The 24397-nt window shown below is 57.1% G+C and carries 23 protein-coding genes and 1 tRNA gene; 5 read left to right on the forward strand and 19 right to left on the reverse strand.

Going from position 1 to position 24397, the window contains the following annotated elements:
• Nucleotides 1–6: 6 nt before the first annotated feature.
• The 13 genes from CR159_RS08605 to CR159_RS08665 all read right to left on the reverse strand — a co-directional run bounded on the left by CR159_RS08605 (nucleotide 7) and on the right by CR159_RS08665 (nucleotide 12848).
• On the reverse strand, nucleotides 7–2109 hold the full coding sequence (locus tag CR159_RS08605; protein WP_439650507.1) for a primosomal protein N': 2103 nt from the start codon (nucleotides 2107–2109) through the stop codon (nucleotides 7–9).
• A gap of 316 nt (nucleotides 2110–2425) precedes the next feature.
• Nucleotides 2426–3502: a uroporphyrinogen decarboxylase gene (gene hemE, locus CR159_RS08610; protein WP_102073587.1), complete on the reverse strand. Its 1077-nt coding sequence runs from the start codon at nucleotides 3500–3502 to the stop codon at nucleotides 2426–2428.
• Between the two features lie 27 nt (nucleotides 3503–3529).
• The gene (locus CR159_RS08615; protein WP_102073588.1) at nucleotides 3530–4321 is read right to left on the reverse strand and encodes a hypothetical protein; all 792 of its coding nucleotides are present in this window, start codon (nucleotides 4319–4321) and stop codon (nucleotides 3530–3532) included.
• Between the two features lie 188 nt (nucleotides 4322–4509).
• Entirely contained in the window at nucleotides 4510–4935 is a 426-nt protein-coding gene (locus CR159_RS08620) for a F0F1 ATP synthase subunit epsilon (protein WP_102073589.1), read from the reverse strand.
• A 9-nt stretch (nucleotides 4936–4944) separates the two neighbouring features.
• Entirely contained in the window at nucleotides 4945–6366 is a 1422-nt protein-coding gene (gene atpD / locus CR159_RS08625; protein WP_102073590.1) for a F0F1 ATP synthase subunit beta, read from the reverse strand.
• A 48-nt stretch (nucleotides 6367–6414) separates the two neighbouring features.
• Nucleotides 6415–7326 carry a F0F1 ATP synthase subunit gamma gene (atpG, locus tag CR159_RS08630; protein ID WP_102073591.1) on the reverse strand — a complete coding sequence of 304 codons (912 nt, stop codon included), beginning with the start codon at nucleotides 7324–7326 and terminating at the stop codon, nucleotides 6415–6417.
• A 99-nt stretch (nucleotides 7327–7425) separates the two neighbouring features.
• Nucleotides 7426–8967, reverse strand: coding sequence for a F0F1 ATP synthase subunit alpha (gene atpA, locus CR159_RS08635; protein ID WP_102073592.1), 1542 nt, complete (start codon nucleotides 8965–8967; stop codon nucleotides 7426–7428).
• Nucleotides 8968–9002: 35 nt separating this feature from the next.
• The gene (locus CR159_RS08640; RefSeq protein ID WP_102073593.1) at nucleotides 9003–9542 is read right to left on the reverse strand and encodes a F0F1 ATP synthase subunit delta; all 540 of its coding nucleotides are present in this window, start codon (nucleotides 9540–9542) and stop codon (nucleotides 9003–9005) included.
• 13 nt (nucleotides 9543–9555) lie between these two features.
• Nucleotides 9556–10026, reverse strand: coding sequence for a F0F1 ATP synthase subunit B (locus tag CR159_RS08645; protein WP_102073594.1), 471 nt, complete (start codon nucleotides 10024–10026; stop codon nucleotides 9556–9558).
• A gap of 125 nt (nucleotides 10027–10151) precedes the next feature.
• A complete protein-coding gene (gene atpE / locus CR159_RS08650) occupies nucleotides 10152–10394 on the reverse strand; it encodes a F0F1 ATP synthase subunit C (protein WP_073102520.1) in 243 nt (80 codons plus the stop codon).
• A 105-nt stretch (nucleotides 10395–10499) separates the two neighbouring features.
• A complete protein-coding gene (gene atpB / locus CR159_RS08655; protein ID WP_102073595.1) occupies nucleotides 10500–11381 on the reverse strand; it encodes a F0F1 ATP synthase subunit A in 882 nt (293 codons plus the stop codon).
• Between the two features lie 60 nt (nucleotides 11382–11441).
• Nucleotides 11442–11864 carry an ATP synthase subunit I gene (locus CR159_RS08660; protein ID WP_102073596.1) on the reverse strand — a complete coding sequence of 141 codons (423 nt, stop codon included), beginning with the start codon at nucleotides 11862–11864 and terminating at the stop codon, nucleotides 11442–11444.
• A 207-nt stretch (nucleotides 11865–12071) separates the two neighbouring features.
• Nucleotides 12072–12848, reverse strand: coding sequence for an enoyl-CoA hydratase (locus CR159_RS08665; protein WP_102073597.1), 777 nt, complete (start codon nucleotides 12846–12848; stop codon nucleotides 12072–12074).
• 33 nt (nucleotides 12849–12881) lie between these two features.
• Here CR159_RS08665 and CR159_RS08670 point away from each other — a divergent pair, with 33 nt between their 5' ends.
• The gene (locus CR159_RS08670; RefSeq protein ID WP_102073598.1) at nucleotides 12882–14651 is read left to right on the forward strand and encodes a M61 family metallopeptidase; all 1770 of its coding nucleotides are present in this window, start codon (nucleotides 12882–12884) and stop codon (nucleotides 14649–14651) included.
• Nucleotides 14652–14687: 36 nt separating this feature from the next.
• Here CR159_RS08670 and CR159_RS08675 read toward each other — a convergent pair whose 3' ends face one another.
• On the reverse strand, nucleotides 14688–15617 hold the full coding sequence (locus CR159_RS08675; RefSeq protein ID WP_102073599.1) for an NAD(P)/FAD-dependent oxidoreductase: 930 nt from the start codon (nucleotides 15615–15617) through the stop codon (nucleotides 14688–14690).
• Between the two features lie 69 nt (nucleotides 15618–15686).
• Between CR159_RS08675 and folB the strand changes: the two genes are divergently transcribed.
• From folB to CR159_RS08690, 3 genes are all read left to right on the forward strand, one after another.
• Complete coding sequence (folB, locus tag CR159_RS08680) at nucleotides 15687–16046, forward strand: dihydroneopterin aldolase (RefSeq protein ID WP_102073600.1); 360 nt, start codon at nucleotides 15687–15689, stop codon at nucleotides 16044–16046.
• A 17-nt stretch (nucleotides 16047–16063) separates the two neighbouring features.
• Nucleotides 16064–17068: a tRNA 2-thiocytidine(32) synthetase TtcA gene (gene ttcA / locus CR159_RS08685; protein WP_102073601.1), complete on the forward strand. Its 1005-nt coding sequence runs from the start codon at nucleotides 16064–16066 to the stop codon at nucleotides 17066–17068.
• Between the two features lie 111 nt (nucleotides 17069–17179).
• Nucleotides 17180–19651: a mechanosensitive ion channel domain-containing protein gene (locus tag CR159_RS08690; RefSeq protein ID WP_233208227.1), complete on the forward strand. Its 2472-nt coding sequence runs from the start codon at nucleotides 17180–17182 to the stop codon at nucleotides 19649–19651.
• A gap of 13 nt (nucleotides 19652–19664) precedes the next feature.
• Here the strand turns inward: CR159_RS08690 and CR159_RS08695 are convergent, their stop codons facing one another.
• The 5 genes from CR159_RS08695 to hemA are packed head-to-tail and all read right to left on the reverse strand — an operon-like array spanning nucleotide 19665 to nucleotide 23827.
• Nucleotides 19665–20246 (reverse strand): UbiX family flavin prenyltransferase, encoded by a 582-nt coding sequence (locus tag CR159_RS08695; protein ID WP_102073603.1) that lies wholly within the window; start codon nucleotides 20244–20246, stop codon nucleotides 19665–19667.
• Entirely contained in the window at nucleotides 20243–20569 is a 327-nt protein-coding gene (gene grxD, locus CR159_RS08700) for a Grx4 family monothiol glutaredoxin (RefSeq protein WP_102073604.1), read from the reverse strand. Before grxD ends, CR159_RS08695 begins: the two co-directional genes overlap by 4 nt.
• A 24-nt stretch (nucleotides 20570–20593) precedes the next feature.
• Nucleotides 20594–21409, reverse strand: coding sequence for a peptide chain release factor N(5)-glutamine methyltransferase (prmC, locus tag CR159_RS08705; protein WP_102073605.1), 816 nt, complete (start codon nucleotides 21407–21409; stop codon nucleotides 20594–20596).
• A gap of 3 nt (nucleotides 21410–21412) precedes the next feature.
• Nucleotides 21413–22492, reverse strand: coding sequence for a peptide chain release factor 1 (gene prfA, locus CR159_RS08710; protein ID WP_102073606.1), 1080 nt, complete (start codon nucleotides 22490–22492; stop codon nucleotides 21413–21415).
• 60 nt (nucleotides 22493–22552) lie between these two features.
• Nucleotides 22553–23827: a glutamyl-tRNA reductase gene (gene hemA / locus CR159_RS08715; protein WP_102073607.1), complete on the reverse strand. Its 1275-nt coding sequence runs from the start codon at nucleotides 23825–23827 to the stop codon at nucleotides 22553–22555.
• 170 nt (nucleotides 23828–23997) lie between these two features.
• On the opposite strand from hemA, the gene CR159_RS08720 reads away from it, so the two are divergent.
• Nucleotides 23998–24073: transfer RNA gene (locus CR159_RS08720), tRNA-Phe, on the forward strand.
• The last annotated feature ends 324 nt before the right edge of the window (nucleotides 24074–24397 follow it).

A 24397-nucleotide genomic window follows, 5' to 3' on the forward strand; every position in this document is an offset into this window, starting at 1 on the left:
ACCTTTCTATATTTCCAGCGGATCGACTTCAAGGTTATACCGTACGCGCAGATCGCGAGCGAGACTCCCCAAAGCCAGAGACCATGCGGCCAGGAATGCCTGCAAGGCTGGCCGATTCGCACTTTCGACGAGCAACTGGGCTCGCTCGATATTGGCGACACGCACGACGCGCAATGGCACCGGATCGTACAAGGTAACGGCGGATGCCGTATGAAAGCCCTGCGGATCCTGGGCTGGTAACGTACGCGCATCCGCAAGAAAAGCCAGGGCTGCCGAAAGCTCCCTGGCTTCGGCCGTCAACAGCGCCTGGAAGGCGTAGGGAGGAAGCCCTACCGCTTTCCTTTCGGCAAGTCCGTAGTCGGCGAAACCCGGATAATTATGCTCAAGCAGGGCCTGATAAACCGCTTGTTCGGGATAGTCGGTCTGGATGATGACCTCGCCGCCGGTGACATGCCGCCCTGCTCGCCCCGCCACTTGCATGAGCTGTGCAAATAGGCGTTCGGGCGCACGAAAATCCTGGGCGAACAGCATGGCATCGGCATTCAGCACTCCGACCAGTCCCAGGTTCGCAAAATCGTGCCCCTTTGCCACCATTTGCGTACCCACCAACAAATCGACCTCTCCGGCATGGACTTTGGCAAACAATGCGGCGGCGCTGCCTTTCAGACGCGTACTATCCGCATCGATGCGGGCAATGCGGGCGCTCGGGAACAGTTCGGCCAGATGCTCCTCGACCCGTTGCGTACCCCGCCCCATGGGCTTGAGATCCTGGTCTCCGCAATCGGGACAGGCGCGCGGCACCCGGGCCTGATAGCCGCAATGATGGCACTGCAGGTGATTATGCCGCGCACCGCCTCGATGCAGCACGGTATAAGCGGTGCAGCGTGGGCAATTGCTTACCCACCCGCAAGACGCGCAATTGAGCACAGGCGCGTAACCGCGGCGATTAATGAATATAAGCGACTGCTCCCCACGTTCAAGGCGTTCGCCAAGCGCCGTAATCAACTGCGGCGAGAACCCCTCTTTCATAGCCAGCCGCCGTGTGTCCACCAGCCTGACCTTGGGCAGTTCTACATCGCGGGCGCGCCGAGCGAGTGTATGACGTTGATAGTGTCCGCGGTCCGCGTGATTCCAGCTCTCGAGTGAAGGCGTCGCGGACCCGAGCACCACCGGTATATTCCTGTCGCGCGCACGCCAGACAGCGAGATCACGGGCGGAATACCGCAAACCGTCTTGCTGCTTGTAAGAGGTGTCGTGCTCTTCATCAACAATAATCAAACCCAGGTCGGGCATGGGGGCAAAAATGGCAAGACGGGTTCCAAGCAGGATGCGCGCCGTGCCCCGCTGGATGCTAATCCATGCCTGCAGGCGTTCGCCATCGGCCAGTCCGCTATGCATGACAGCAAGGGAATCCGGGCCGGCCAGCCCGGTCAGTCGGGCACGCAGCGACGCTTCGAGCTGCGGAGTCAGGTTGATTTCAGGGACGAGAAAGAGAACCTGCTGTCCTCGCTCTAATGCCGCTTGTGCAGCATGCAGGTAGACCTCGGTCTTGCCACTGCCCGTAACACCATATAAAAGAGTAGTCTTGTGACCCTGCACTGCACCAATGGCACCGGCAGCCGCCGCCTGTTCGGGATTCAATTCCGGCTGGGTGTCCGGATGTGCCGGCGCGGCGACACTTTTCTTTCTGCGGCTGTCCATACGCTGTACCGGTCCACCCGCTGAACGCTTACCCTGGTAGGCCGTGACCTTACGCAAGCTGGGGGGCAATGCCGGCAGCATGACTTCACCCAGTGGGCGTTGATAATATCTGGCGGCAAACGAAGCGAGACGCAGCCAGTCGGCTGGCATAGGTGGCGTGTCATCCAGCACTTGGTCTACATCTTTGATTTGCCGGGGATCAAGCGCGGGCACGTTTGGCAGGGCCACGACAATGCCGACCAGCTTGCGGCGTCCGAATGGCACGATGACTCTTGTACCAACCGGAACGGACCCCCCCGCCCGATAATCGAACAAAGCCTGTAATGGAACATCGAGTGCGACGCGTATCCAAAATTTGGTCTCACCCGTCGGTGCGATGGAATTGGATGGCGAATCCGCGACACTGATTTCTGACATTAATACTTCAAGTGAATTCTTGCTGAGCGCTGCAAAGGCAGGTACCAAGCGCTTTCCTGAGCTGGACGCGCGTGCCTGTGGATAACTTTGGGGAGAACTTCAGCACAACTTCGTAAAAGTCAACACGATGACAGGGATAATTTTTTGGCAGCGCAACAAAAAATTGAATTTATCATGTAAAAACAATGGATTACGCAAATAACCTAAACAGTAACTAAGCCACTAAGCGCACATGGGCAAGTCACTGGCAATTGTGCACAACCTTTAAGAATCAATCGAAAATAAGGGCTTTCGCCCTTGATTTTCTTCAGATTTGATGCTTGGTTCGGCTATAGGTATGTACTTCGTCCACCAACACCGATACAGCCTCGGGCGGCGTGAAACGCGAGATTCCGTGGCCAAGATTAAAGACATGGCCGCCCTTGTTGACGGGCCCGAAGTCATCAATGACGCGTCGCGCCTGAGCGCGGATTGCTACGTCGCCACCCAGCAAAGCCATGGGATCAAGGTTGCCTTGCAGCGCAACCGAATCGCCGGTTCGCTGGCGTATCTGGGCGAGGTTGGCGGTCCAGTCCAGGCCGACAGCGGCACACCCACACGCGGCGATTTGCTCTATCCATTGGGCACCGCCTTTGGTGAATACAATGGACGGCACAACGCGGCCTTCATGCTCGCGTATGAGTCCTTGCACGACCTGGCGCGTATAGTTCAGTGAGAATTCCTGAAACAAGCCGTCGGCCAGCACGCCGCCCCAGCTGTCAAAAATCATGACCGCCTGGGCACCGGCCTGAATCTGCGCATTGAGATATGCCAGTGTGGCCTTCGCATTGATTTCCAATATACGATGCAGCAAGTCGGGACGACTGTACAGCATGGTCTTGATAAGCAGGTAGTCACTGGATCCCTGGCCCTCGACCATATAGCAGCCTACCGTCCATGGACTGCCCGCGAAACCGATGAGCGGCACCTTGCCATCGAGTTCCTTGCGTATCAGTGAGATAGCATCGAATACATACTGCAATTTGGACAGATCGGGAACCGCCAACCTTTTTACGTCGTCTTCATGGCGAACCGGGTGCGCGAACCGTGGGCCCTCGCCTGCGACGAAATCCAGGCCCAACCCCATGGCGTGGGGGACGGTCAGGATGTCGGAAAACAGGATGGCCGCATCCAGATCGAAACGCTGTAGCGGCTGGAGGGTGACTTCACAGGCGTATTCCCGATTTTGCGCCAACGCCAGGAAGGATCCAGCACGGGCGCGGGTCTCGTTGTATTCGGGCAGGTAACGCCCTGCCTGGCGCATAAGCCATAAGGGCGTATAGGGAACCGGTTCGCGCATGAGCGAACGCAGGAAGATATCGTTTTTCAAAATAGGTGCAATCACGTCTATCCTTTTCTAAGATCCCCGATTTTAACCGTCTCTGTTGCGGATGGGGACAGGCTCGCCACGAAATGGCGTGGCATCGATCTCGTGCTTGCGCATAAGCGCCCAAAACGCCCGCCGATGCTTTTGGGCGGCCCTGGCAGCCATGGCGATATTGCCAGAATGCCGCCCGAGTGCTGCCGTAATGTATGCGCGCTCGAATCGTTCGATGACCTTGCCTTTGGCGGCCCGAAATGATTCCTTTGAGGTAGCGCATTGGCTAGCGGAAGCAGCGGCAAATGCGTCGAGTTCAAGTCCGGTGCGATCAAGGATAGTAGCGCAGATTGCCTCTTGGCGGGCAAGCGGTGGGCTTTCCCGGTATTGCCCGGTGATTTCACTGATCCCGGGACGATCGGGCGACACGGCGGCATGGTAGCGCTTGCCATCGAGCAGGCGTTCGATACGTGCCCGAAGCTCTTCGGCGCAGACGGGCTCGCGTATGAAATCGGCCAAACCCAGCGCGCGTAAATCGTTCAAGGCTGCAGCCTTGAGGTTGCGGGCCAACGCGAGCACTGGCGTTTGCAATACGCCGTGAGCTGCGGACAAGGCGGTGCGTGCCCATGCCAGATTCTGTTCATGTACCGGAATCAGGCATGCGTCGAAACGCCGTAGGCGCATTGAAGACGTGACCAGCGCGACCACCGATTCGGGGCGACGAATATCGTGGACATCGAGGACGTGCAGTTGCAGCCTGTTGCCGGAATAGGAATCGAGCCAAGGCTCGACCCACGAGGTGCTGCATGTAGTGCTTAACACCGCACAGTCCAGATATTCTCTCATTGGGTTCTCCGGTAGGTAAAGCGTATTGATAGTTACGCTACACGGAGAGAATAATCACGAGGTAACGGACAGGCAATTCGCAAAACTAATAACTCGGTAACTACCCACGCTCCACCGCAAAGCACAAAGGGCACCCCGCAGGATGCCCTTTGTGCTTTCACACGCCGCCGTAGCGACGTGAGTCGTTTCTAATGCGAGCGCCGTACCTGGCTGAGCCTGCGCGCTGCTGCCGCCTGGGCGGCAAGCATGGCGAGCTCAGCTTCGACCACGGCGATATCAGCCTTGTCCTTGGTGTTGCGCAAGGCCTCTTCGGCGCGCTTGCGCGCTTCCAATGCCTTGGCTTCATCGAGGTCTTCCGCGCGTATTGCCGTATCGGACAACACCGTAACCGCACCGGGTTGGATCTCGAGGATGCCGCCCGCCACGAAGATGTTTACCTCGGAACCGTCAGCCAGCACCACCTTGACCGTTCCGGGACGAATGCGCGAAATAAGCGGGGTGTGGCCGGGCAAGATGCCCAGTTCACCCGACTCGCCCGGCAATGCGACGAACTTGGCCTCGCCGGAGAAAATCGATTCTTCAGCGCTGACCACATCAACATTCAAGTAGGCCATGTGTAATCCTTATTGGAGTTTCTTGGCTTTCTCGAAGGCTTCGTCGATAGAACCAACCATGTAGAAAGCCTGCTCGGGCAAGGCATCGCACTCGCCGTCGACAATCATTTTAAAGCCGCGCAGCGTTTCTGCCAATGGCACGTACTTGCCTGGTGAACCCGTAAAGACTTCGGCCACGTGGAAAGGCTGGGACAGAAAGCGCTGGATCTTGCGTGCACGGGCAACAGCCTGCTTGTCTTCGGGGGACAGCTCGTCCATACCCAGAATCGCGATGATGTCACGCAATTCTTTGTAGCGTTGGAGCGTTTGCTGGACACCGCGGGCAATTGCGTAATGCTCTTCGCCGACCACCTGGGGATCAAGCTGACGGCTGCTGGAATCGAGCGGGTCGACCGCAGGATAAATACCCAAAGCGGCAATATCACGTGACAACACAACGGTGGAATCCAAATGCTGGAACGTCGTTGCAGGTGAAGGATCGGTCAAGTCATCGGCAGGAACGTAAACGGCCTGGATGGATGTGATCGAGCCCTTCTTGGTGGACGTAATACGCTCTTGCAGCTTACCCATTTCCTCGGCAAGCGTAGGCTGGTAGCCCACGGCCGAAGGCATACGACCCAGCAGCGCCGATACTTCGGTTCCGGCCAGTGTGTAGCGATAGATATTGTCGACGAAGAACAGGATGTCACGGCCCTCGTCGCGGAACTTCTCGGCCATAGTCAGGCCGGAAAGCGCCACACGCAAGCGGTTGCCTGGGGGCTCGTTCATTTGACCGAACACCATCGCAACTTTCGATTCTGCGAGGTTATCCAGCTTGATGACGCCGGCTTCCGCCATTTCGTGATAGAAGTCATTACCTTCACGGGTCCGCTCACCCACACCGGCAAACACTGACAAGCCGCTATGTGCCTTGGCGATGTTATTGATGAGTTCAAGCATGTTCACTGTCTTGCCCACGCCGGCGCCGCCGAACAGGCCAACTTTACCGCCCTTGGCGAACGGGCATACTAGGTCAATAACCTTGATGCCGGTTTCAAGCAGTTCTACCGAAGGAGACAGTTCGTCGAACTTGGGAGCGTCTTGGTGGATGGAGCGCAGTTCATCGCTTTGGATAGGGCCGCGTTCGTCGATGGGACGACCGAGCACATCCATGATGCGACCCAACGTACCCAGACCCACAGGCACAGAAATGGGCGCACCCGAATTGGCCACGGACATGCCACGACGCAGTCCGTCGCTGGAGCCCATGGCAATCGTGCGAACTACGCCGTCGCCCAGCTGTTGCTGAACTTCGAATGTGAGGCCAGCTTCGGCAAATGCCGAACTTTCGTCCGCGAGCTTGAGAGCGTCGTAGATTTTTGGAATGCTGTCGCGGGGGAACTGAATATCCACCACGGCGCCGATGCACTGAACGATGGTACCGTTGCTCATGTTTAGTCCTTGCTAAATATCTTTGACGGGATGCCTTTCTGTTTAAGCTTAAACAGCGGCAGCGCCCCCCACGATTTCTGAAATTTCTTTGGTAATAGCGGCCTGGCGGGTTTTGTTGTAAACCAGTTCCAGTTCGCCAATGACTTTCTTGGCATTGTCGGATGCCGATTTCATGGCCACCATGCGAGCCGATTGCTCGGAGGCCATATTTTCGGCGACAGCTTGATACACCAGGCCTTCTACGTAACGCATCAACAGGTCGTCAATGACGGACTTGGAGTCGGGCTCGTAGATGTAATCCCATCCGTAGCTCGGCTTGGCAGCGCCCGTGTCGGCTTGTTCAATCACACTTTCCGACTGAAAAGGATCTTTCAAACCACTAGGCAACGGCAACAGCCGAATAAAGCTGGGATCCTGCTTCATGGTGTTCACGAATCGATTTGTCGCTATGTAGATAGCGTCGATCTTGCCGTCCATGAAGTCGTCGATCTGGACCTTCAAGGCGCCAATCAGGCGGGCCAGATTGGGTGTATCGCCAAGTTGCACTTCTTGCGAAACCAAGTTTGCGCCGATGCGGGTCAATACGCCAGCGCCCTTGTTGCCCAAAGCCGTCGCCTGCACCTTGATGCCCTGCTTTTCGAACTCTTTCAGACGAGCCAAGACCAGCCGCATGATGTTGGTATTGAGGCCGCCACACAAACCCTTGTCGGTGCTGACCACCACAATACCTACGCCACGAACATTGGGACGTTCGTCCATATAGGGATGCGAGTAGTCGGGGTGCGCCTGCATCAAGTTGGCGGCAATATCCCGTACCTTGGTTGCATAGGGACGGCCTGCACGCATCCGTTCCTGCGCCTTGCGCATTTTGGATGCAGCCACCATCTCCATGGCTTTAGTGATCTTGCGCGTGTTTTGCACGCTCTTGATCTTGGTTCGAATTTCCTTAATTCCGGCCATCGCTCTTTCCTGAAAGGGCGTTATAGCGGAATCGCTTGCGCGATTCCGCCGTGCGTATGGCTGCTTAAGCAAATGCCTGAGCAGCCTCGCCAGTCAAACTTAAAAAGCACCGTGCTTTTTGAACTCTTGTATGGCTGCGACCAATTCAGCTTCGTCATCTTTGGACAATTCTTTCGTGTCCTCGATGCGCTGGATCATGCCTTCGTGCCGGGACTTCAGGTAATCCTTCAGTGCCTTTTCGAAAGACAGGACCTGTCCAACTTCGAGGTCATCCAGGTAGCCGTTATTGACCGCAAACAGCGTGATTGCCAGTTCCCAAACCTGCAAAGGCTGGTACTGCGGCTGCTTGAGCAGCTCGACCACGCGTTTGCCGCGTTCGAGCTGACGGCGCGTAGCGTCGTCCAGGTCGGAGGCGAACTGTGCAAACGCAGCCAATTCACGATACTGAGCCAAGTCGGTACGGATACCACCGGACATCTTCTTGACGACCTTGGTTTGTGCCGCACCGCCCACACGCGAAACCGAAATACCCGCGTTAATGGCAGGACGCACGCCGGCGTTGAACAAGTCGGTTTCAAGAAAGATCTGACCGTCGGTAATCGAAATCACGTTAGTCGGAACGAAAGCGGAAACGTCACCAGCCTGAGTTTCAATGATAGGCAGCGCTGTCAGCGAACCTGTTTTGCCCTTGACGGCACCCTTCGTGAAGTTCTCGACATACTCTTCGTTGACGCGAGCGGCACGTTCCAGCAAACGGGAGTGCAGGTAGAACACGTCACCGGGGTAGGCTTCACGGCCTGGGGGACGGCGCAAGAGCAACGACACCTGGCGATAGGCCCAAGCTTGCTTGGTCAAATCGTCGTATATGATCAGCGCGTCTTCACCACGGTCACGGAAGTACTCGCCCATGGTGCAACCCGAGTAGGCCGAAAGATACTGCATGGCAGCAGAGTCGGACGCCGCGGCGGCAACGATGATGGTGTATTCCAGCGCGCCATGCTCTTCGAGCTTGCGCACCACGTTGTTGATGGTCGATGCCTTCTGGCCGATGGCTACGTACACGCAGGTAACGTTCTTGCCCTTCTGGCTGATGATGGTATCGACGGCAACAGCGGTTTTACCTGTTTGACGATCGCCAATGATCAGCTCGCGCTGGCCACGGCCGATAGGCACCATGGAGTCAATTGCCTTGATACCGGTTTGCAAAGGTTGCGATACCGATTTACGGGCAATAACGCCGGGAGCTACTTTTTCGATGATGTCGGTGGCTTTGGCGTTGATTGGGCCTTTGCCATCGATGGGAACGCCCAGCGCGTCAACGACGCGGCCGCGCAATTCAGGTCCGACCGGCACTTCAAGAATGCGGCCAGTGGTTTTGACCGGGTCGCCTTCCGACACACCGGTGTAATCACCCAGAATAACAGCGCCAACAGAGTCACGCTCGAGGTTGAGCGCAAGACCGAACACGTTATTCGGAAATTCAAGCATTTCGCCCTGCATCACGTCGGACAAACCGTGGATGCGGGTAATACCGTCGGTCACGGAAACGACCGTGCCCTGAGTACGTACGTCGGTCGACGCGCCCAAGCCTTCGATGCGGCTTTTGAGCAGCTCGCTGATCTCTGACGGATTAAGTTGCATGTTCAGACTCCTGGAATCCTGTTATCTGGCGCGCTTCAGGCGGCCAGGGTATCGCGCATGCGGGCCAACTGGGCCTGCACAGAAGTATCAAGTACTTGGTCGCCAACGATCACGCGTACACCACCGATAAGGTCGGTATCCACTGTGACGGCCGGCTTGAGTTTGAGACCAAACTTTTTTTCTAGGCCGGACACGAGCTTCTGGACCTGTTCGTCGCTTAGCGCGTATGCGGTGCTGATTTGAGCCAGCGCCGTGCCTTCATGCCGGTTTTTGAGAATTTCGAATTGCTCGGCGATTTCAGGCAACACCAGTATACGGTTGTTGCCGACGAGCAGTTCGATGAAGTTGCGCGCCGCAGGCGGAAGCGGGGACTTGATCAGACCCGCAAACAGCTCGATACGCTGGGTAGCGTTGAGCCGCGGGTCTGTCAGCGCTTCGCGCACGTCGCCGAGACTGGCCACTTGAGCCAGCTCGGCCACCAGACCTGACCACGACGCCAGGCCAGCCTGGTCGTCGCGGGCCGCTGCGAACAGTGCTTCGGCGTACGGTCTAGCGATAGTCGATAGTTCAGCCATGGCCTGCCCTGGTTTAGAGTTGAGCCTGAAGCTGATTCAACAGCTCGGCATGTGCCTGTGCATCGATTTCTCGTTTGAGAATCTGTTCTGCACCTTTGACGGCAAGAATGGCCACATCGGCACGCAGGCTCTCACGAACACGCTGAGCCGCCTGGGCTGCGTCTTGTTCGGCCTGGGCGATGATGCGCGCCTTCTCGGCCTCGCCTTCACGGCGAGCTTGGTCGATAAGCACCGCAGCCTGTTTTTCGGCCTCGACCATGCGAGCATGGTTTTCTGTTTTTGCAGAAGCCTCGATTAGGCTGATACGCGCCTGAGCTTGAGCCAAATCGGCCTTGCCCTTGTCGGCGGCCGCGAGGCCATCGGCAATTTTCTGACGGCGATCATCCATTGCTTTCGTGAGAGGAGGCCATACGAATTTCATCGTAAACCAGCCAAGCACGAAAAACACGATCATCTGAAAAAAGAGAGTCGCGTTTAAATTCACGGTCGTTTCCCTTTAATACCCATAGTGCCAGACAGCAATGCTGAATAACACCTGATGTCCATGCCGCAGACCGCCTTCACCAGGCCGCCTGTGGCTGCTTAACCCGCCAAGGCGGGCCGCAATGCTTATCCGACGAACGGATTAGCGAATGCAAACAACATGGCGATACCAACACCGATCAGGAACGCAGCATCGATAAGACCGGCCAACAAGAACATCTTGGTCTGTAACGCGTTCATCAGTTCAGGCTGACGAGCAGAAGCTTCCAGATATTTGCCCCCCATCAAAGCGATACCAATGCAAGCACCGAAAGCGCCGAGACCAATAATAAGACCGCAAGCTAGAGCAACGAAAGCAACGTTGGTCATAACAACTCCTTGGTTAATAACCGTGTAATCAAAAAGTCAAAAGAAACTGATTTTGCAGGAAAATCCCGCACCCCGGCCAGGCCAAACTGCCCGAACCGAAAATTTTTAATGGCCTTCGTGAGCCTGACCCACATATACGAGAGTCAGCATCATGAAAATAAACGCCTGCAGCAGCACGATAAGTATGTGGAAAATCGCCCACACCGACCCCGCCACAACATGACCAATACCCAAGCCTATGCTTGCACCATTAAATCCGGTCCATGCGCCGCCCAACAAGGCAATCAACATGAAAATAAGCTCGCCGGCAAACATGTTGCCGAACAACCGCATACCCAGGGATACCGATTTGGCGGCGTATTCGATGCAATTCAACAGGAAGTTGAATGGCGCGAGCACGAGGCCGCCTATGCCGTGGGCGTGAAACGGAGCAGTAAAGAGTTCTTTGACGAAGCCGCCCGGGCTTTTGATTTTGATGCCGTAATAAAACATCAGCAAAAGCACGCCCATCGCCATGCCCATGGGCACGTTCAAGTCAGCCGTAGGCAGAATGCGGTGATGGTAAAGGATGTCATGATGTTCGTCGCCCAGGCCCGTCCAGATGAAGACATTGGCCAGGAAGTCCACCGGCACCAGATCAAGCGCATTCATGAGGATGATCCACAGGAACACGGTGAGGGCCAGGGGAGAAACGAAACGACGGGTAGTCGCGTTTGGAATGATGCTTTTGGCCTGCTCTTCGACCATGTCGACCAGCATTTCGACAGAAGCCTGGAAACGCCCGGGCACGCCGTTTGTGACCAGCTTAGCGGCGCGCCACAGAAGAAACACAACCACCAGGCCCATGAGTATGGACCAGAACAGGGAGTCGTAGTTAACGATGCTGAAGTCGGCAACGGCCGACTGTTTTTCACCGACGCTGTTCAGATGGACCAAATGGTGTTGAATATACGCAGACTGGGGCGAAATGTCCTGAGCGGCAGCCATGTGAAACCTTATCTGTAAGCTTGTAACCGGAGCAATAAGCTCATGAATTAATCTGTAGTGCTACGGCAACTTGCGAAACGCAAGCAATAGGACGTAGCCCTTCAAAACGCACAACAATCCGAACAATAAAGCAGGCCATACTACCCAGTCGCGGCCAAGCCATGCAACCAGGACCAGCACGGCAACTGCGGAACCAAGTTTCAACGCCTCACCCAAAAAGAAGGTGAACGGATTTGATTTCACAGGCCCGAATATGCCTAACAACAAACGCAATGCGAAGAGCGCATTGGGAACAAAATAGGCAGCCGCACCAACCAAAGCGGAAACAGCGGCCATACCCCCGGAAACCAGCCACGAAACCACAACAGCAACCGCAGCCATAGCGGCCTGGGCGACGAGGGTACGAAGAATACCACTACCAGCCCTGCGATTTATTACTGTGCGTTCGTGCTCGGTAAGCACGAGTGGCGTTTCTGTTTCCATACCGACAAATCATCCGGTTAGTTACGCGACCTGCTAGCCATTAAGCCAACCGTAAGGGTTTGTACCGAATGCGGCAAACTCTGAGAGTATAACTTTATTTTTAATCCGTAAGCAAGCCGCAGAAGCGCAATATTGTAATACGCCATGTGCCGGAATCAAACGACCACCCTGGGTATCGCGTACACAGGGTGGTCGTTAAGCACTTTGTTATTTATGCTTGAACTCGGGCTTGCGCTTTTCAACGAATGCCGCCATGCCTTCCTTCTGGTCTTCAGTCGAAAAAAGCGCGTGGAAATTCCGGCGCTCGAACATCACCGTATCGTTCAGCGAACCTTCGTATGCCATATTGACGCACTCCTTGGCCATGATGACCGACGGCAAGGACATGGACGCGATAATAGCGGCCGCCTCGAGCGCCTCGTCGAGCAAACGCTCCGCCGGCACCACGCGTGAAACCAGGCCCGCACGCTCGGCCTCTTGGGCATCCATCATGCGCGCCGTAAGCACCATATCCATGGCCTTCGCTTTGCTGACCGCGCGCGGCAAGCGCTGGGTTCCACCGTATCCAGGTATGACGCCCAGCTTGATTTCCGGCTGGCCGAAGCGCGCGTTCTCGGCGGCGATAATAAAGTCACACTGCATGGCAAGCTCACACCCCCCACCCAGGGCGTAGCCGGCGACGGCTGCGATAATGGGCTTGCGTATGCGCTTGAGCGACTCCCAATCACCACCCAGGTAGTCCTGCTTGTAAACGTCCATATACGACCAGCCCTGCATGGCGCCGATATCGGCGCCTGCTGCAAACGCCTTTTCGCTTCCGGTAAGCACCATGGCGCCGATGTTTTCATCGGCATCAAAGACCCTCATGGCGGCGGCCAGTTCGCCAATGACATCGTTGCTGAGCGCGTTAAGGGCCTTGGGCCTGTTAAGCGTCAGCAAGGCTACACGACCTCGAACTTCTGTTTTGACCAATGGTGCGTCCATGCCGTCTCCTTTGTTGCAAAGTAATATGTAGGGATGAAAAAAGAACCGATACTTTATAGCGTAATGCCTTTTGATCCGTCCGGCCATCGACTCAAGGTGAGCCTGACCATCCAGACTCCAAACCCGGACGGGCAGCAACTGTCATTGCCCGCGTGGATTCCAGGCAGTTATCTTATTCGAGATTTCTCCCGACAAGTTGAAACGATAGAAGCACATGCCGCCGGACAGTCCGTTACTGTGCGAAAGACTGGCAATCACTCATGGTCATGCGCGCCATGCATGGGTCCGCTCGTCGTGGAGTACTCTCTTTATGCCTGGGACCTCTCCGTCCGGGGCGCGCACATCGATGAATCCCACGCCTTCCTGAACGGTACGTCTGTATTCCTGGCTGTCGACGGCCAGACTCATGAGCCCTGCCACGTGCAGCTCTGCCCACCGCCTCACTCCAGTCAGTGGAAGGTCTACACCAGCCTTCTGGAAGCCTACGCCCATCCTCTCACGGCGAAGCGACACGGTTTCGGCATGTACATCGCCCCCGACTACGATGCACTTATCGACCACCCCATCGAAATGGGCACGCCCCAGGTCGTGCAATTCACGGCGCACGGCGCCCTGCACGAAATGGTTTTTACCGGCGTCATTCCCAACCTTGATCTGGAACGCATCGCATCCGACGTCCATGAGATCTGCGAAGCTCAGATTGCATTGTTCGAACCCGACAGCAAAGCGGCCCCGTTCCTGGACTCCTCCGACCGCTATGTGTTCATGACCATGGCCACCGGCGACGGTTACGGCGGTCTTGAGCACCGGGCATCGACCGCATTGATGGCCTCACGCCGCGACTTGCCGGTACTGGGCCAGAAGGATGCGGGCGAGGGATACCAGACCTTCCTTGGCCTGGTATCCCACGAGTACTTTCACACATGGCACGTCAAGCGGATCAAGCCAGCTCGCTTCGCGCCCTACGATTTAAGCCGCGAAACGCATACCGAACTGCTCTGGGTCTTCGAAGGCTTCACCTCGTACTATGACGACCTGATGCTGCTGCGTTCCGGCGTCATCACGGAAGCCGACTATCTGCGCATGATCGGCAAAGTCATCAGCAACGTGCATCGCACGGCCGGGCGCCTCAAGCAAAGCGTGGCAGAGAGCTCCTTCGACGCGTGGACGCGCTATTACAAGCAGGATGAAAACTCCCCCAACGCCCTGGTGAGCTATTACACCAAAGGCTCGCTCATCGCGATGGGCCTGGACATCGTCATTCGCCGCGATTCGGGCGATACGCGCTCGCTGGACGATGTAATGCGCCTGCTCTGGGAGCGATATGGCCGCGATTTCTATCGCGGCGCAAGCACCGGAGTGCCGGAAGATGCCCTACCCGCGTTGGTGCACGAAGCGACGGGCGTCGATGTATCGGACTTCATTGCCCGGCATGCTTATGGCCGCGAAGACGTGCCGCTGGACGCTTTGCTGTCATCGCAAGGCATTTCGATGACATGGAAGCCCGCGGCAGGCGTTACGTCGCTGGATGCACGAGTGCGCAGTAGTCATGGCGAAACCCAATTGGCCACCGTATATGAAGGCGGCGCCGCGCACACCGCCGGCCTGTCGGCCGGCGACGCCCTCGTCGCGATAAATGGCATACGCATTTCGGACAACGCCTCGCTGGAACGCGCACTGCATACCTACCAACCTGGCGACGTCGTCTCCGTGTTCGTATTTCGACGCGATGAACTGCGCGCCTTCGACGTCATGCTCAATGCTCCCGCCGCGACGGAATGCGTGCTGGAACGCAAGGCCTGATCGCCCGTCCCATTCAAGGCAGCCGGCCCAGCCGCTTTACTGCCCTGCTTCGATCCTGGCCTGTATGGCCTTGGCCGCTGTGACGCCATCGGCCAGGGCCGTGACAACACAAGGATGCTGCCGTTGGGCGACCTCGCCGATGGCATAGATGCCGGGGAAGCTGGCTTGCGCCGTCTGCATGTCGGTGGCGATGAATCCCTGGGCGCTGCGATGCAGCCCCAGGGTCTCTACAAAGCCAACGCAAGGCTCCCAGCCATAAAACACCATAATCAAATCGTAAGGCTCATCGTTTACGGTGCGCGTCACCGTATCGACGCGATAGCTGCCCAGTCTGATGTCCGCCGGCTGAATTTTCCGCAGAAACTGTCGCTGCGCCCTAATAGTGCGGGCATAGACATGCACCTTGGCGGCACCATGGTCCGAGGCGTACAAGGCATTCTCAAACGCGTTGTCGCCACCACCAAGGATGGCTACGCGTTTGCCCCGAAAGTCCTGAGCCACGACATGCGCGCCGGGCCCGACCAGAATCCCCAAGGACGAAAGCGCCGACGCGCTGCCGGGCTTGTAGCCCGCCGTCGTCGCGCCAGCACTCAATCCGCGGGCGCGTACGCCAGTGGCAAGCACTACATGGCGGGCCCTCAATGGGGCGTCTATTCCTTCGCAGGTTACAGAAAAGCCGTGCCCTGCGGGCTCGACATAGCGCGCGGCGCATGAAAGCCAAAGCGGAACACCGGCCCGTTGCAGGCTAAGGGCAAGGTTATCGGCCACCTGGTGCCCCATCATGCCAGGCAAGGCCACGTTCCATTCGTCGAGAAACGGGTTCTCGCGACATAGCCCGCCAACCTTCTCCTTCGACTCGACGACCGCGGGCACGAAGCCAAGGCGCTTCAGCCAGACCGCGCAGGACACGCCCGCTGGACCGGCGCCGACTATAAGTGCATCGTAAATGGTGCTGTTCGGGCTCATATCTTTTCCAACATGATTCTTGTGCGCTCCAAAGGCACTACAATTCCAACAATTCTACAAGGCGGTCTTATGCCCACTCGACGAATCTTTTTCAATCAACTGGCGCTGGACGCACGTATCGGCATACTCGAGCACGAGCTGCGGGCCACCCAGCCCCTGCATATCGATGCTGAATTCGATGTCGATATTTCTCAGGAAGTCCACGACCAGAATATTCAGTCAGTGCTGGATTACCGCCAATTGCGCCACGCCATCGTGGACGAATGTACGCAGGCTCATGTCAATTTACTGGAAACACTAAGCGAACGCGTCGTCGCCCGGATATTGAACGAGTTCCCCGACGTGCAAAGCGTCAGGATCCGCATCAGCAAACCGCTGGCATTCTCCGACTGCGCCGCGGTTGGCATCGAGCTGCACCGTAGCCGCTAAACCTATTTTTTATTGCCATGCAAGCCGATATTTTATCCCCCGACACGCGCGAGACCAGCACGAACGACACCGATCGACACGTCCATAAGCGAAGTGTCAGCGAGAACAAGCTGGTCAAGCGACTTATCCGTGAAACCGGTCGCGCCATCAGCGACTTCAACATGATCGAGAACGGCGACAAGGTCATGGTATGCCTGTCGGGCGGCAAGGATTCATACAGCATGCTGGATATCCTGCTTACGCTGAAAGCACGCGCGCCCATCGACTTCGACATTATTGCGGTGAACCTGGATCAGAAACAGCCCGGGTTCCCCGATCATGTCCTGCCCCAGTACCTTGAATCGATCAACGTTCCGTATCACATTGCCACGCAGGACACCTATTCGGTCGTGACGCGCGTCATACCCGAGGGAAAGACAATGTGCTCGCTTTGCTCGCGCCTGCGCCGCGGGATCTTGTATCGAGTCGCAAGCGAGCTGGGCGCTACCAAGATCGCGTTAGGACACCACCGCGACGACATACTGGGCACTTTTTTCCTGAATTTGTTCTACGGCGGACGCATGAAGGCGATGCCGCCCAAACTGGCGTCCGACGACGGCAAACATGTCGTCATCAGGCCCCTGGCCTATGTGCCCGAAAAGGACCTCATTGCCTATTCCACCCTGAAACAGTTTCCTATTATTCCGTGCAATTTGTGCGGCTCTCAGGAAAACCTGAAACGCAAGGAAGTCGGCCGCATGATCGCCGAATGGGACAAGCGGTTTCCCGGAAGGTCATTGAATGTATTCGGCGCCCTGTCGCGGGTCGTTCCCACGCATTTAATGGACAGAGACTTGTTCGACTTTGCCGGCCTGCAAGCCACCGGCATGCCGGACGAAATGGGCGACAAGGCTTTTGATGCCGAAGAGTTCGACATACCGGTAGCACCCGCGCCGGCTGACATAGACTCGGACGACAGCATCGAACCCCACGAACGTATCCCTAAAGTCGTATCCAGAACCGATCTGCGAAAGCTGCGGTAACGTAGCGGCATTACGGCCGCTGACAAGCGGCAGCGGCGGATGTTACCCTTTTGTCAAAGCACGTTAAGCCACGTGCTTTTTCATTTGCATGTCCAAAAGGAAATCCGCCGAGTGACTACGAGTACGGTCCGCAACATTCTCATCCCCCAATTTTTCCGGCAACTGTCGGCCGCCTTGATACTGATGGCTGCCATGCTGGCGCAAAGCAGCCATGCGCAAGAGGCCGCCGAGGCATCCTCGACTCCGGACGCGTCATATGGCGTCCTTGCCGACCTCCTGGAAAATGATCAAACACGCAAAAAACTGATCGAGCAATTGCGCGCCTTGGCGGCTCCGGTCGCCAATAAGTCGGCATCAACTGCGGCGACCGATCAAACCGGTCAAGAACGCAGTGCAGAGGCAAACCGCGCACTCCCACCTTCGGCGACGCCAGAGGATGCGCCGATCTCGCAGAAAGTGGCCCTGTCCCTGGAGCGATTTACCAGCGGCCTTGCCCACGACATGTCGGACACGGCAGATGTGTTCATGGCGTTGATCAAGGGAGAGCCCGCCATTGATGGTGTCACCCGGCAATGGGCTACACCATTAAAGACACTGCTTATTGCCCTGTTGACCGTGCTCGCCAGTTATTTCGTTTTTCGCATGCTGGCCGGCATCGGATTTGCCAGGCTTAATGCCTGGATCAAGAAAGACAGCCCTCCCAGCGTCGGGCCGCAGGCACACGGCCCCGCCTTGCCTGTGCGCCATGGCCCATGGCGGTCAAAATTCGCCACCCAAACATTGAGCCGCAAATTGCTGGGTGTGGCTGCCGCCCTGGTCGTCGATGTCGCCGCGACGCTGTTGGCCGCAACCGCAGGCTACATCGCCACGCTGACTGTCGCAGGCCAGAATCCTGGCGCCTCCTTGTTTGCCCTTCAGTTTCTTAGCGCCTTCGTCATGATAGAAGTGGCCAAGGCCGTTTCAAGAGGCATTTTCGCCACACGTTATGAACAATTGCGCTTGTTGCCGCTATCGCCGGAGGCGGCCAATTACTGGAACCATTGGCTGACCTTGCTGATAGGCGTCATCGGTTATACCTTGCTCGTCATCGTCCCCTTGGTCGGCGCCGTTTTCCGACCGTCGGTCGGGCAACTATTGGGCCTGGTGATCATGCTGGCGGTCTATTTCTATGGCGTGCGCGTGATCTGGAAAAACCGCAAGGCGGTCAAAGCCAGCCTTGTCGGACTCGCCGACAAGTCCAGCGTCGCTCTATTCGGAACGCTCATACGAGTGCTGTCGCGCACCTGGCACCTGATCGCCATCGCCTATTTCACTGTGTTGCTGGTGGTCAGCCAGACGGCGCAGCAGCAAGCGTTGGCATTCATGGCACGGGCCACCGCCCAGACCGCGGCGGCTGTGCTAATAGGAATGATGCTGGCCAGCGGGCTGTCATCGTTGCTGTCGCACCGCATTATGCTTCCCGGCAAATGGCGGCAGTCATTCCCTACGCTGGAATCACGCATCAACACCTACGTCCCGGTGGTATTGAAGGGTCTGCGCCTCCTGATACTGATCGTGGTGACCTTGGTCGTGCTGGACGCCTGGCATGCGTTCAACCTGGTCGACTGGCTGCAGTCCGACCATGGCCAGGCCGCCATCGCAATGGTGCTGCACTTGGGCATCATCTTGCTTATCGCTACACTAAGCTGGACGGTCATTGCCAGCATCATCGAGCATCGGCTGGACGCATCAAGCAGCAATCCCAGTGAACGGGAAAAGACCTTGCTGATGCTGTTTCGCAATGCGACGGCCATTGTGATCGCCACCATGACGATTCTGGTCGTGCTATCGCAGATCGGCATCAATATCGGCCCGCTCATCGCCGGGGCCGGCGTAGCGGGCCTTGCAATAGGCTTCGGGGCTCAAAAATTAGTGCAGGACGTGATTACGGGCGTGTTCATACAGCTGGAAAACGGCATGAACCGCAACGATACCGTTGAGGTAGGCAGCTTATTCGGCACGGTCGAGAAGATCACCATTCGCTCTGTCGGCATACGCACGCTGGATGGTGGCTACCATATGGTGCCTTTTTCCAGCATCGACCAGCTGACCAACCACACGCGCGACTATGGCTACCATTACGGCGAATATAACATCGCACACCGCGAAAACGTGGATGATGCCATCGCCCAGATGGAGCTCGCCTTCAAAGACCTGATGCAGGATCCGGTGTTGGCCCAAGAAGTGATGGAGGAGATTTCCATACCCGGCGTCACCGCATTGAATCAGAACGGATTCACGATTCGGGTCTTGATCAAGACCACGCCGGGCAATCAGTGGATGATACAGCGCGGTTTCAACAAGCTGCTCAAGCGGCGTTTCGATGAAGCAGGCATCGAGCTGCCCTATCCCCACACCGTGCTGCACTTCGGGCATGACAAGTCAGGCGACGCACAACCCGTGGATGTGCGCTTCGTTGACACGCTGAAGGAAGTTACCGAGGCGGCTGACGGTAAAGCACCGGCCTCCAGTGATCAAGCTGCGGATGCGCCAGCCTTGGCAGGTCCAGCGCGGGGACCCGCCGCAGGAAAAGAAAATGCATAGTGCGGAACCGACCTCAGGAATGACGGTCGGCGATGCCTTCCCAATGCGGGCCGGGCACTTGTATGCCCAGCAGCTCCAGCACGCGGGCCACGGTATGGTCCACCATTTCTTCCAGGGTTTTAGGGTGATGATAGAAAGCCGGCAGCGGCGGGAAGATTATGCCCCCCATCTCGGTCACGGCCGTCATATTGCGCAAGTGGGCCAGGTTCAGCGGCGTCTCGCGCACCATCATGATCAGTCGCCGACGCTCTTTTAGCGTGACATCGGCAGCCCGTGTAATCAGGTTGTCGGACAAGCCATGGGCTACCGCCGCCAACGTACGCATGGAACATGGCACCACGACCATGCCTGCGGTGTCGAAGCCGCCGCTGGACAGCGCGGCGCCGACATCGCGGAAACTGTACACCTTGTCAGCCAGATCGTGGACATGCTGGCGCGCTAGATCCAGCTCGTACTTGATGTTCAGGACGCCAGAGGGCGACACCACCAAGTGCGATTCCACATCGCCCACGGTGCGCAAGGCCTCAAGCAGACGAACCGCATAGATCGCACCCGTGGCGCCCGTAACACCAACAACGAGCCGCCTGGTTGTCACGCAAGCGCCCCAGCCTCTTTCAGTGCGGTGGTCAGCTCGCCGTTTTCGTGCATTTCAGCAATGATGTCCGAACCGCCGATAAATTCGCCCGCTACATAGAGCTGTGGAATCGTGGGCCAGCTGGAGTATTCCTTGACGCCTTGACGAACGAGCTCGTCGTCGAGCACGTTTACCGTGACCAGCTTAGTAACGCCCGATGCTTTCAGGATCTGAATGGCGCGGCCGGAAAAGCCGCATTGCGGGAACTGTGCAGTGCCCTTCATGAATAGTACAACCGGGTTGGCTGTTACGGTTTCACGAATAAAATCTTGAACTTCGCTCATGATGCTCTCGTATTCCAGAAAAAGTTAATTATAAATTCCGCCAGTGACCCGATCGATACCCGCCAGGTCTGGCGCACTTGCGACCTGTCCAAAACCGGTCGACTGCAATAGTTGCCGAACTGCCTGCGCCTGATCCCAACCGTGCTCTACGAACAAGGCTCCATGGGATAGCAGGCGCCGGCCGGCTCCCTCGATAATGACCCGAAGCGCTGACAGGCCGTCCGAACCGTCGGTCAGGGCAGCGGCAGGTTCAAACCGCACATCGCCTTCCTTCAGGTGGGAGTCCGCCGCCGCAATATACGGGGGATTCGACACAATGAGGTCAAAGCCCTTACGGCCAGGCAGGGCATCGTACCAACTACCTTGAAAAAAATCGACCTTTGCACCCAGGCGCCTGCCGTTTGTACGCGCCACCGCCAACGCATCGCCGCTGAGATCGGTGGCCACCACCGTGGCGGCCGGACAACGCAAGGCTATGGATATCGCCACGGCGCCGCTGCCTGTACCCAGGTCGAGCACCAGTGGCGACTGCTTTCCCTTGAGATAGTCTAACCCAGTCTCGACAAGCAGTTCAGTTTCGGGGCGCGGAATCAGTACCGCAGGCGAAACCTGGAAGTCATGACCCATGAATTCACGACATCCGACGATGTACGCCATGGGCTCGCCGGCCATGCGCCGCGCTTCGAGTTCGCGAAAGCGAATGATCGCGCCCGGCTCGAGCGGGTCGGTATCGTGGGCAATAAGCCAGGAACGCGGCACCTGCAGCACATGCTGCCACAGCATTTGCATTTCAAGACGCGGCAGCGTGCTGTCCCGCGACATGGTGCGCAGGCAGGCCATGCGTTATTCCTGTCCGAGCGAGGCCAATTGTTCGGCCTGATGCTCGGCACGCAAGGCGCCCGTTAGTTCGTCCAGATCGCCTTCCATGATTTGCCCGAGCTTGTACAACGTAAGATTGATACGGTGGTCGGTGACCCGGCCCTGCGGATAATTATAGGTACGTATCCGCTCGGAACGATCGCCGGTACCCACCAGGCTCTTGCGCTGGGCAGCTTCTTTATTATGCTGTTCCTGCTGCTGCTTGTCCTTCAGGCGCGCAGCCAGCACCTGCATGGCCTTGTCCTTGTTGCGATGCTGCGATCGATCGTCCTGGCATTCCACCACCAGCCCGGTCGGCAAGTGCGTTATACGCACCGCGGAGTCTGTTTTATTGATGTGCTGCCCGCCGGCGCCGCTGGCACGGTAGGTATCAATGCGCAGGTCAGACGAATTGATGACAATATCGCTTTGGGCATCCGCCTCCGGCAGCACCGCGACGGTGCATGCAGAAGTATGTATCCGCCCTTGTGTTTCGGTCGCCGGAACGCGTTGTACACGGTGCGCGCCCGATTCAAACTTGAGCTGGCCATACACGCCGTCACCATCCAGCCTGGCGATCACTTCTTTATAGCCGCCAATTTCGGATGCGCTTTCGGACATCATTTCGACCTTCCAGCCCTTGTTTTCGGCGTAGCGGGTATACATGCGCAATAGATCGCCTGCGAACAAGGCGCTTTCGTCGCCCCCGGTACCAGCGCGGATCTCGAGGAATACGCTACGGCCGTCGTCAGGATCGCGCGGCAACAGCAGCACTTGCAGGTCGGCACCGAGCGCTTCCAGCCTATCCTTGCCTAGCTTGAATTCCTCTTCCGCCATGTCGCGCATTTCAGGGTCGCTCATCATGTCTTGCGCGGCCTTGATATCGTCTTCAGTAGCCGTATACGCGGCAAAGACCGTAACTACCGGCTCCAGGTCGGACCGCTCACGCGACATCTTGCGATACCGGTTCATGTCGTTGGCAATTTCGGGCTCGGCCAATAATGCATCGACTTCGACCAATCGACGAGCAAGCTGCTCGAGCCGATCGCGTATAGAACTTTTCATAAATAGGGAATAGACAGTAATTGAAGGGAAGGCGTGCGCGACAAGACCGGCAGAGCTTCGCTAACGATTACGTTCGGTGCGGGGAAGCAGGCGCGGCAGCAGGCTTATCAACTGCTGGCGTTCTTCATTTTCGCTGCGATTAAGCACAGCCATGGGGCCGTGCAGGTATTTTTGCGTAAGGCCGTAGGCCAGTTGCTCGAGGACGAGCTCGGGACTGTCGCCACGCGCCAGCATTCGGCGTGCGCGATCCAGCTCGTGCTGGCGAACCTGTTCGGCCGCTTGCTGGAAATCCACAATGACCGGTACGATTTTACGATTTTGCAGCCAGTGCATGAAATTCTGCACGCGCGTTTCGATGATGGCTTCAGCCTGAACGACGGCCGCCCGACGCGCGTCGGTGCCACTTTGAACCATACGCCCCAGATCGTCGACGGTGTAGAGGTAAACGTCGGCGAGGCGACCCACCTCGGTTTCAATGTCGCGCGGCACAGCCAGATCGACCATGACCATGGGACGATGGCGGCGCGAGCGCGTAGCCCTTTCAACCATCCCTAATCCAAGGATGGGCAAGGAGCTTGCCGTACAGGAAACGATGACGTCGAAATCGGCCAGCTTGTCGGGAATGTCGGAAAGCATCATCGTTTTGGCAACAAACCGCGAGGCGAGCACTTCGGCGCGTTCAAGCGTGCGATTGGCCACAACCATATGGGCGGGATTCAGCGCGGCAAAGTGCGTTGCACAGAGCTCGATCATTTCGCCTGCGCCTATGAAAAGCACGCTGGCCTTGGATAAGTCGCCAAATACGCGCTCGGCCAGGCGCACTGCCGCCGCTGCCATGGATACCGAATGCGCGCCGATGGCGGTTTGCGAGCGGACTTCCTTGGCGACCGAAAAGGTGCGCTGGAACAACTGATGCAATAAAGTACCCAGCGAACCCGCTTCGTTGGCCGCGCGTACGGCATCTTTCATCTGGCCCAGGATTTGGGGCTCGCCCAACACCATGGAATCCAGGCCACTGGCCACACGAAAAGCGTGCCTGACGGCATCGTTTTGCTGGTACTGATAAAGATGCGGCTGCAGACTGCCAGCCTCAAGGCGGTTGAAGTCGGCCAGCCAGGAAGGCAGGTGCTCTGACACCTGCGGATCTGCCGCACAGTAGATTTCGGTGCGATTACAGGTGGAGAGTATGGCGGCTTCTTTTACCGACGGCCCAAAGGTAGCCCGCAAGCCGTCAAGCGCCGGTTTCAGGACATCGATCGGAAACGCCACGCGCTCCCGCACCGAGACCGGGGCAGAAACGTGGTTCAAGCCGAAAGTTAATACGTCTACAGACATGTGGGAAAAAGCGCGCGCGCCCGGTACTTCAATTTCATGATTATAATCGCCCCTGAACTTTTCCTGAAATATCCACTTGTTTCATCGCAAAGTCCGGCGAATTAACGACACAATTAGTGGTGCAAAGCGCACATTTCAAATTTAGTGTACTATTTCGCCTTCTTGATGATGGCCTGGTAGCTCAGTCGGTAGAGCAGAGGATTGAAAATCCTTGTGTCGGCGGTTCGATTCCGTCCCAGGCCACCAATAGAATCAAGCACTTACGCCAGCCCTGATAGGTTGGCGTTTTTGTTTTCTGGTTTCATGTACCCCCTGTGTACCCCTCCGGCCTCACCTCTGCACCCTGTCGCTCTCACGCCACAGCAGCGGGCATCTAGCCTTACAGCGATAGGGGCGGCTCGAAAGTCCACAGCCTTGCGCCCACTACCGTAGCGGCCCACAGCCGGTGATTGTCAAGCTAGTTGTCGTTTGGGTAAGGGATTCATGCGGCCTGTTTTACTGTCTCAGATTGCCGTAGGCATGGCTTAGCCGGATTCTCGGGATTCAGATGGACAACGGCAATCCGGGACC

It is taken from the genome of Pollutimonas subterranea, from assembly GCF_002849655.1.
Classification (GTDB): domain Bacteria; phylum Pseudomonadota; class Gammaproteobacteria; order Burkholderiales; family Burkholderiaceae_B; genus Pollutimonas; species Pollutimonas subterranea.